Consider the following 9,109-nt stretch of genomic DNA (forward strand, 5'->3'; position numbering starts at 1 on the left):
CCCCCGCACGCCCTTGCGCCCCCGCCCCGCCCTCGCCGGCGCGACCGGTGGCGGCGCGGCGGGCGGCCAGCTCGTCCGCCATGGCCCCGTCACCGGCCTCCTCCTGTACGGGGGAGCGCAGGTGACCCTCCACGGCCGCGAAGAACTCCCCGGCCGTCCTCTTGGCCACCGAGCCGAGCATCCGCTGCCCCACCCCGCCGATCATGCCGCCGATGACGGCGTCGGCGTCGTAGTCGACCCTGGTCGTCGCCTCGTCCACCTCGCTCAGCCGTACCAGCACGGTGGCGTCCACCGTCCCCGGAGCGCCCTGGCCGCGCGCCCGCAGGACGAAGCTGTCCGGCGCCGACGGCTCGGCCAGCACCACCTCGCCCTGGTAGACGCCCTTGATGGAGGCGACCCCGGCCGTCACCGTCATCCGGTACGTGTCCGGCCCCGTCTCCTCCAGGCGCTCACACCCCGGGATGGTGCGCACCAGCACCGCCGGGTCCTGGAGCGCGTCCCACACACGATGTCTCTCGACGCCGATCACGGCACTGCCTGCCACCTTCACATCGCCACTCTAGGGACGCCGGCCCGCCGGGATAAGGGCAACACCTGCCAGACGGGTGATCACCCGGTGGCGGATGCGACCGGCCGGTGATCGCGGCTGGCAAGATGGGGCCGGTGCGCAAGGGGCGAACCAAGGGACAGAGCATGACAGAAGCAACCAGAGCGATCCCCGCCACACCCCGCACGCTCATCTCCGCCGCGCCCCGTTCGGCCGCTGTGGCGACAACCCGCACCACCGGCGCTGCCGTGACCCGTGCGACCGCCGTCGCCGTGGCCGTCGTCCTGCTGGCGGCCTGCGGCGGGCCGACCCGTACGGCGCCCGCTCCAGGAAGCGGCGGCACGCCGGACGTCCAGGCCACCTCCACCACCCCGGGCCCGTCCGCCGCCCCCACCGCCTCAGGCCCGTCCACGGCCACCCAGCCGCCCCAGGGACCGCCCGGCGTCGTGCCGCGCCCCGGCGAGGTCCGGCAGATCACGGCGACCGGCTCCCTCCCTCCGGTGATCAGCTCCATCCCCACCAAGCGCAAGGTCGTCTTCCTGACCATCGACGACGGCTGGGAGCAGGACCCCGGCTTCGCCGAGCAGGTACGCGACCAGCGGATCCCGATCACGGCGTTCGCCATGCGGGACGCGGTGGAGGCGAAGGGCACCCCCGACCCGGCAGGCGGCCCCGGCCAGTACGTCGGCGCCGGTAAGTGGGGATATTTCCGCACCTTGCGTGACGCCCAGGTACCCGTGGAGAACCACACCCTCACCCACCCGAACCTCCGCCTCCTCGGCCACGACGCCCAGCGCAAGGAGATCTGCGGCTCCTCCGCCGTCATCAGGAAGGAGCTGGGCAGCAGGCCCACGCTGTTCAGGCCGCCGTTCGGCAACTACAACACCGACACGCTCAGGGCCGCCAAGCAGTGCGGCCTGAAGGCGGTCCTGCTCTGGACGGCCACCGTCCAGCCGGGCGGCAAGATCGCCTACCAGGTGCCGGACAAGCGGCTGCGCCCCGGGGACATCCTCCTGCTCCACTTCCGCCCGAACCTGGCCAGGGACTTCCGCGTCCTGGTCGGCAAGATCAAGCGCCGGGGCTTCGAGCTCGGCAACCTCCAGGCGTACCTGGACGCGGCCACCGCCCGCTGAACCACCGTCCCGCCGCCCCATAAGCCGCACGCGCTTTAAGGACGCCCGTACGCCCTGCCGCCCCCGAAACAGAACTCACACACATTTCTCACCCCCCAATGACATCGAATTTCCACTTCGCGTGGAATATGGTGTCTGGGCTGGCATGGCCGGATGCGATTGCCGCACGAGCCCTTACAGGCCGTTCATCTATTCAGGAGCACATATGACGACTGCTCGCGGCGCGAACGACCTGGCCGAAACCGGGGATTCCCGCCAGTCGGGCCCGGCAGTGCTGCGGATGTTGGTCGGCGCGCACCTGCGCCGGTTACGGGAGTCGCGCGGCATCACCCGTGAGGACGCCGGATACGCCATCCGGGCCTCACATTCCAAGATCAGGCGCCTGGAGCTGGGACGGACCAGCTTCAAGCCGTACGACGTGGCCGACCTGCTCACCCTGTACGGCGCGGACGAGGCCGAGCGATCGGCCATCCTGACGCTGGTCGAGCGGGCCGGCACGCCTGTCTGGTGGCACGACTACCGGGACGTCGTCCCCGACTGGCACGAGTCATACCTGGGGCTGGAACAGGACGCCGCCCTCATCCGCACGTACGAGATCCAGCTGATCCCGCAGTTGCTCCAGACCGAGGACTACGCGCGCGCCGTCATCGCGCAGGGGCATGAGAGCAGCACGTCCGACCAGGTGGAACGGCTGGTCGCGGTACGGCTGCGACGCCAGCGGCTGCTGGCCGAGCCCTCGGCGCGCAAGCTCTGGGCGGTGATGGACGAGGCGGCGCTGCGCAGGCGGGTGGGCGGCAGGGCGATGACGCGCGCCCAGCTGGAGCACCTGCAACGCATGGCCGAGCTGCCGCACGTCACCGTTCAGGTGCTGCCGTTCAGCTCCGGCGGCCATGTCGGCGACGTCGGACCCGTCACCCAGCTGCGCTTCGCCGAGGCGGAGCTGGGCGACGTGATCTACCTGCAGCAGATCGCCGGCGCGCAGTACCTGACCAGGAAGTCCGACGTGCTCCCGTACCAGCACCTGATGAACAAGCTCGTCCTGCACGCGCAGCCCGCGTCGGCGACGCCCGGAATCATCCGCCAGCTTCTCAGCACGCTGTAAGCCGAATAGGCCGGAATTCCCCGCGCATTTCCAGAACGCCATTCTGGCGCCTCGTCCGCCCGCCTCAAATGCACACTTCATATGAAATCCCACACGCGCGTGAACACGCGCGTGAACCTGCGCATGAAGTGGCACATGAAGCGGCACATGAACGCGCACGAGAAAACGCCGTACGCGGGTCCACCCGTAGGCGTACGCCGGAATCAGCCCACCGGTTGACGCGCCGCGACCCCGCCGCGCGGGATCGTGTGACCACCGATCAGCAGGCGTGTGACGAAGATCGCATAGCCTCACTCTACAGCCTGTAGTACTACTGTAGGTAGATGTACTACAGCGTGTAGAGCAACACACCCGGTGGGGGGACGATGGACGCGCTCGACCTGGCGCGGTGGCAGTTCGGGGTGACCACCGTGTACCACTTCCTGTTCGTGCCGTTGACGATCGGCCTGGGCATCTTCGTGGCCGGGCTGCAGACGGCGTGGCACAGGACGGGCAAGGAGCACTACCTCCGGCTGACGAAGTTCTTCGGCAAGCTGTTCCTGATCAACTTCGCCATGGGCGTGGTGACGGGCATCGTGCAGGAGTTCCAGTTCGGCATGAACTGGAGCGAATACTCCACGTTCGTCGGTGACGTGTTCGGCGCTCCGCTGGCCATGGAGGCGTTGCTGGCGTTCTTCATGGAGTCCACGTTCCTCGGCCTGTGGATCTTCGGCTGGGACAGGCTGCCGAAGAAGGTCCACCTCGCGTGCATCTGGGCCGCCGCCATCGGCTCGAACCTGTCGGCCTACTTCATCCTCGCGGCCAACGCCTGGATGAAGCACCCCGTCGGCTACGAGGTCGTCGACGGCCGGGCCAGGATGACCGACCTGTGGGCGGTGCTCACCAACTCCACCGCGATCGCCCAGGTCCCGCACGTCATCGCGGCCGCGTTCATCGTCGCGGGCGGGTTCGTGCTGGCCGTCAGCGGCTACTGGCTGCTGCGCACGCGGGCGCCGATGTGGCGCTCGGCCGCGCGCGCCGCGCTGGTGATGACGGCGCTCGCCGGCGCGGTCGTCGCGGGCACGGGCGACATGTCCGCCAAGCTCCTGTACGAGCAGCAGCCGATGAAGCTCGCCTCCGCCGAGGGCCTCGAACACGACACCGCCGGAGCCCCGTTCAGCATCGCCCCCGGCATCGAGATCCCCTCCGTCCTCAGCTTCCTGTCCACCGGCGACCCCGCCGCGACCGTCCAGGGCATCGAAGACCTTCAGGCCAGGTTCGAGCGCGAGTTCGGCCCCGGCGACTACCGGCCGGACCAGCAGATCGTGTTCTGGTCGTTCCGGGTGATGATGGTCTTCGGCCTCAGCACGGTAGGGCTGTCGGTCCTCGGCCTGTGGCTGACCCGCCGCAGGCGCGCGGTGCCCGACTGGCTGTCCCGCCTCCTGGTGGCGGCGCTGCCGCTGCCGTTCCTCGCCATGATCGCGGGCTGGCTGCTGAGCGAGATCGGCCGCCAGCCGTGGACGGTCGCCGGTGAGCTGCTGACCGCCGCGAGCGTCTCCCCCGGCGTGAGCCTGACCGAGGTGGCCACCTCACTGACGATCTTCACCCTCCTGTACGGGGGGCTCGCGGTGGCCGAGGTGCTGCTCCTCACCAGGCACGTACGCAAGGGCCCCGAGCTGGCCGAGCCCGTCCCCGAGCCCGAGCGGCTCCAGCCGTCGCTGATGTATTGAGGTGCACACCGTGATCAACCTGTGGTTCGTCATCATCGCCTTCCTCTGGACCGGCTACTTCGTGCTGGAGGGCTTCGACTTCGGCGTCGGCGTGCTGGCCCCGTTCCTGGCCCGCACCCCCGCGCAGCACCGGCAGAGCCTGGAGACCATCGGCCCCGTCTGGGACGGCAACGAGGTGTGGCTGATCACCGCGGTCGGCGCCATGTTCGCGGCCTTCCCGGCCTGGTACTCCGGCGTGTTCAGCTCGTTCTACATGCCGGTGGTGCTCATCCTGGTCGGCCTGATCGTCCGCGGTGTCGGCCTGGAGTGGCGCGGCAAGGTCGCCAACCCGGCCTGGTGCGACTTCGGCATCGTGATGGGCAGCGCGCTGCCGGCCTTCCTGTGGGGCGCGCTCTTCGCCGACCTGCTCTTCGACAGCGTGCCCGCCGCGCTGTTCGGCGGCGTGTTCACGCTGGTCCTGTGCCTCCTGCACGGCGCCGTCTTCCTGTCGCTCAAGACCGACGGCCCCGTGCGCCACCGCGCCCGCACCGTCGCCCTGCTCACCGGCGCCGCGATCCTCCCCCTGGCGGTGGTGGCGCTGTCCGCCCTCGGCTCCGTTCCCGCCCTGATCGCCATGGCCGCCCTGGCGGCGGGCGCGGCCCTGACCTACCGGCGCCGCGAGGGCTGGGCCTTCGCCACCACGGCCGCGGCCGTCGCGCTGACCTCGGCGGCGGTGTTCACGCAGCTCTACTCGGCGCCGCTGCCCGGCATGACGCTCGCCTCGGCCGCCTCCGGCCCGTACACGCTGACGATGCTGAGCTGGATCGGGCTGATCACGCTGCCGTTCGTGCTGGTGTACCAGGGCTGGACGTACTGGGTGTTCCGCAAGCGAGTGGCACTGGCCGCATAACCCCACCAACCACCTTCCCGACCACCATCCCGATCACCCCCGCCCCCGCCGATCAACTGCGCCTCTGGAGGCGATCAGGCCCGCCTCCAGAAGTCGTACGGATGCGCACCCGGCCTGAACCCGCACGCCCCGGCCATCGCGCTCGCCTCCACCAGGCCGTGTGCCACGAGGTCGGGCTCGTGCGCGTCGCTGGCGAACGTGACGGCCTGCCCGCCCTCCTCGTACCACCAGCGCACCACCACCGGATCCAGCGGCACCCTGGTGTTGATCTCCAGCGCCTTGCCGGCGCCCGCGAGCGCCCGCAGCACCACGCGGTAGTCGTCCTCGAACGCGGCGGGCTCGTACGGCTCGCCGCCCACCGGCCAGTACCGCACCGGATAGTCGACGTGGGCTAGCACCTCGAACCCGTCGAACCTCTCGATCATCGCCGCGACCTCGGCCAGGTACGCCCGTACGACCGTCCCCGGCGACCGGTCCCCGTAGCTGTTGGAGAGGTCGGCGTAACCGCCGTCCACCGGCAGGCAGTGCAGGGAGGCCAGCACCCGGTCGAACTCCCCGCGCGCCAGCAGTTCGCCCGCCCCGTGGCCGTGCCAGTGCGGCTCACCCAGCTCGACCCCCGACAGGATGCGCAGCGCCGGGAACCGTTCGCGGCACCGCTCCAGGCACGCGCGATAACCGTCGAGGTCGAGCGCGGGAGGGGTGAGCACCTTGCCGCTCACCAGCGGGCGCCAGGCGTCAGGGATCTCGACGTCATCACCGAGGCTCCACGGGGTGAAGTCGGCGTGCTCGGTGAACGCCAGGGACGGCAGCCCGATCTCGACGGCCCGCTCACAGGTCCGCTCCATGGAGCCGGCCAGGGCGTCCCAGGACCATTCGCTGTGGACGTGGCTGTCGGGCGGGAGGAGGGGCGCGTCTGCCGGTGAACTCAAGGAAACCGCCTCAGCATCAGGAAGACGAACGATAGCAAGATCGATTGCGGAGGGGGTGCAATCGATCTTGCCATCGATCGGATCCCGCGCGACGACCGGCCTCCTGCCCGACCATGAATCTCCGCGCCTGACCAGCCGAACGCGACCTCGCCTCGCCGACTGCCCGGCCAGGGGCCTCCGCGCCCCATCGGCTGCCTCGCCAGGGATCACCTCGGGATCGCCTCGACTCGTCGGCGGCCTTGCCAAGCGCCACCTCGACTCGTCGGCGGCCCTGGCGGGCGGTTGGTCGGGTGTCCGGCCGGGCGCTTCGTGGGCCGCCCTGGCCCGGCGACTCAGCCATTCGCCGGCGTCGGCGGAGGGGGTCAGCAAGTGGCGAGCATGCCGGTCAGCAGGTGCCGAGCATGGTGGTCAGTGCCGACTTCTCGGCGCTGTCGACGGTCAGCGCGTAGAAGTACTTCACCTGGATCCAGGCGCGGGCGTACCGGCACCGTTCGGCGGTGCGTGAGGGCTGCCATTCGGCGGGGTCCTTGTCACCCTTGGACTGGTTGACGTTGTCGGTGACCGCCCACAGCTCGGGGCCGCCGAGGTCGTTGGCGTACGTCTGGCGGCGGGCGGTGGTCCAGGCCCAGGCGCCGGAGGCCCACGCCTCGGCCAGGGGGACCATGTGGTCGATGTCGACGTCGCTGGCGGCGGTCCAGGTGGCACCGTCGTACGGGCTGTACCAGGAACCGGAGACGGCGGCGCAGGAGGAGTCGGTCACGACGGAGGTGCCGTCGCGCTTGAGGACCTCCTCGCGGGTGTTGCAGCTCCCGCTGACCGTGATCCAGTGCGGGAACAGGTCGCGGTCGTACGTGCTGGAGTGGGACTCGGCGGCCACCGTGAGGGTGGCGAGGCGGGACGTGGCGGTGGCGGCGGAGGGGATGTTGGGCGGGATCGCCGCGGCCGGCTGGGTGGTGATCGGCAGGACGAGGGCGGTGGCGCAGACGGTTCCGAGGGCAGCGGATAACGCACGACTGCGATGCATGAGGGGTGGCCCTTCTGCCGCGCTCCTCGGGCAGGCGGACGTGCCTGTCAGGGGGAGAGGAGGGCAGGCACCCTGAACAGTGACAGCGCCGGATAAATGCGGAAATATCCACCTTTGCCGAGCGAAAGCGTCTCCGTTGGGCTACTCCTTACACCCAGCGTCAGGGTGCCGCCCCAGCGTGCGTCAACGTTGGGGCGGCGTTCACCGCTCGGTCACACGCCCCCGCCTCCTCACGCGGCTCCCGTCTGTTTCAGGTGGTTTCCGCTGTCCCACGCTGCCTCATGCGGCTCCCCGCTGTCCCCACGTGTCCAACGCGCGTGTCCAACGCGCATGTCCAACGCGCATGTCCTACACGCATGTCCTACGCGGCTTCCGCTGTCCGCCGCCTTCCCACACGGCTTCCCCCCGAAGGGGAGTGTCCGGCGATCGAAGCTCAGCCAGCGATAGAGGGGGTGTTTGCACAGGTGGTCACACTGCCGCCTCCGCCTTCGGTTGCGCTCCGAAGATCGTCACCGGGCCCGGTGGCCGCAGTCCGGGCGATCAGCCCTGGCCGGTCAGTCGCTCGGTCAGGAACGCCCGCTCAACCTCGTTGTCCGTCAGCTCCAGCGCCCGCCGATACGCGGCCCCCGCCTCGTCCGTACGCCCGAGCCGCCGCAGCAGATCCGCCTTGATCGTCGGCAGGTACTGGTACCGGGCGAGCCGGCCGTCCCGCTCCAGTTCCTCCACCAGCGCCAGGGCGGCCGCCGGTCCGTGGGCCATCGACACCGGCACGGCCCGGTTCAGCGCGACGACCGGTGACGGCCAGAGCGCCAGCAGCCTGTCGTACAGGGCCACGATCTGCGGCCAGTCCGTCTCCTCGTACGACGGCGCCTCGGCGTACAGCGCGGCGATCGCCGCCTGCAGCATGTAGCGCCCGGCGCGGCCGCCGCGCAGCCCGGCCACGATCAGGTCGTGCGCCTCGGCCAGCGCGGCGCGGTCCCACCGCGAGCGGTCCTGTTCCCGCAGCCGCAGCAGCCGGCCATCGGCGCCGGTGCGGGTGGCCCGGCGGGCGTCGGTGACCACGAGCAGGGCCAGCAGTCCCCGTACCTCAGGCTCGTCGGGCATGAGCTCGCGCAGCGCGCGGGCCAGGCGCAGCGCGCGGTCGGCCAGGTCGGCGCGCATGAGGGCGGGGCCGGACGGCGCCGTGTGCCCGGCGGTGAACAGCAGGTGGATCACGCCCAGCACGGCCGCCAGCCGGTCGGGCAGGTCCGCCGGGCGCGGGATCCGGTAGGGGATGCGGGCGATGCTGATCTTCTTCTTCGCCCGGGTGATCCGGGCGGCCATGGTCTGTTCCGACACCAGGAGCGCGCGGGCGACGTCCGGCGTCGGCAGCCCGCACACCAGCCGCAGTGTGAGCGCGAGCTGCGCCTCCTGGGCGAGCGCGGGGTGACAGCAGGTGAAGATGAGCCGCAGCCGCTCGTCGGGAACGGCGTCCTCCAGTTCCATCGCGTCCCTTTCGTCCGGCTCGGGCGCGGCGAGTTCACCGGTGGTCTCCTCGGGCTCCACCAGCAGCGGCAGCTTCGAGCGGAACGTCAGTTCGCGGCGGATCGCGTCCATCGCCCGGCGCTTGGCCGTGGTGGTGAGCCAGGCGGCGGGGTTGGCGGGGACGCCGTCGTGTTCCCAGGCCGACAGCGCCGTGGCGTACGCCTCCTGGACGCACTCCTCGGCCAGGTCCAGGTCCCGCGCGACGCGCACCGTCGCGGCGAGCACGAAGGCCCACTCGCGACGGTGCGCGTC

8 protein-coding genes are annotated in these 9,109 nt (G+C 70.7%); 4 read left to right on the plus strand and 4 right to left on the minus strand.

The genetic code is table 11. The features are described from left to right. Window positions 1-550 (minus strand): SRPBCC family protein (locus tag KME77_RS13130; RefSeq protein WP_219466407.1); only part of this gene is annotated, 550 nt, incomplete at its 3' end. Window positions 551-693: 143 nt separating this feature from the next. Here KME77_RS13130 and KME77_RS13135 point away from each other — a divergent pair. The 4 genes from KME77_RS13135 to cydB all read left to right on the plus strand — a co-directional run bounded on the left by KME77_RS13135 (window position 694) and on the right by cydB (window position 5,380). Next, window positions 694-1,680, plus strand: coding sequence for a polysaccharide deacetylase family protein (locus KME77_RS13135; protein WP_246609673.1), 987 nt, complete (start codon window positions 694-696; stop codon window positions 1,678-1,680). A 205-nt stretch (window positions 1,681-1,885) separates the two neighbouring features. Continuing rightward, the gene (locus KME77_RS13140) at window positions 1,886-2,782 is read left to right on the plus strand and encodes a helix-turn-helix domain-containing protein (RefSeq protein WP_219466416.1); all 897 of its coding nucleotides are present in this window, start codon (window positions 1,886-1,888) and stop codon (window positions 2,780-2,782) included. Window positions 2,783-3,147: 365 nt separating this feature from the next. Then, the gene (locus tag KME77_RS13145; RefSeq protein WP_219466418.1) at window positions 3,148-4,491 is read left to right on the plus strand and encodes a cytochrome ubiquinol oxidase subunit I; all 1,344 of its coding nucleotides are present in this window, start codon (window positions 3,148-3,150) and stop codon (window positions 4,489-4,491) included. 10 nt (window positions 4,492-4,501) lie between these two features. Continuing rightward, a complete protein-coding gene (cydB, locus tag KME77_RS13150; RefSeq protein WP_219466422.1) occupies window positions 4,502-5,380 on the plus strand; it encodes a cytochrome d ubiquinol oxidase subunit II in 879 nt (292 codons plus the stop codon). A 74-nt stretch (window positions 5,381-5,454) separates the two neighbouring features. Here cydB and KME77_RS13155 read toward each other — a convergent pair whose 3' ends face one another. From KME77_RS13155 to KME77_RS13165, 3 genes are all read right to left on the minus strand, one after another. Further along, on the minus strand, window positions 5,455-6,309 hold the full coding sequence (locus KME77_RS13155; protein WP_219466425.1) for a PHP domain-containing protein: 855 nt from the start codon (window positions 6,307-6,309) through the stop codon (window positions 5,455-5,457). Between the two features lie 385 nt (window positions 6,310-6,694). Beyond that, window positions 6,695-7,333, minus strand: coding sequence for an HNH endonuclease family protein (locus KME77_RS13160; protein ID WP_219466428.1), 639 nt, complete (start codon window positions 7,331-7,333; stop codon window positions 6,695-6,697). A 540-nt stretch (window positions 7,334-7,873) separates the two neighbouring features. Next, the coding region (locus tag KME77_RS13165; RefSeq protein WP_219466431.1) for an RNA polymerase sigma factor at window positions 7,874-9,109 on the minus strand (1,236 nt) is incomplete at its 5' end.

Origin of the sequence: Nonomuraea rhizosphaerae (assembly GCF_019396405.1) — a bacterium.
Classification (GTDB): domain Bacteria; phylum Actinomycetota; class Actinomycetes; order Streptosporangiales; family Streptosporangiaceae; genus Nonomuraea; species Nonomuraea rhizosphaerae.

Coding starts and splice junctions, on each gene's coding strand:
- KME77_RS13145 (WP_219466418.1), top strand. CDS start 3,148: ATGGACGCGCTCGACCTGGCGCGGTGGCAGTTCGGGGTGACCACCGTG.
- KME77_RS13160 (WP_219466428.1), bottom strand. CDS start 7,333: ATGCATCGCAGTCGTGCGTTATCCGCTGCCCTCGGAACCGTCTGCGCC.
- KME77_RS13135 (WP_246609673.1), top strand. CDS start 694: ATGACAGAAGCAACCAGAGCGATCCCCGCCACACCCCGCACGCTCATC.
- KME77_RS13140 (WP_219466416.1), top strand. CDS start 1,886: ATGACGACTGCTCGCGGCGCGAACGACCTGGCCGAAACCGGGGATTCC.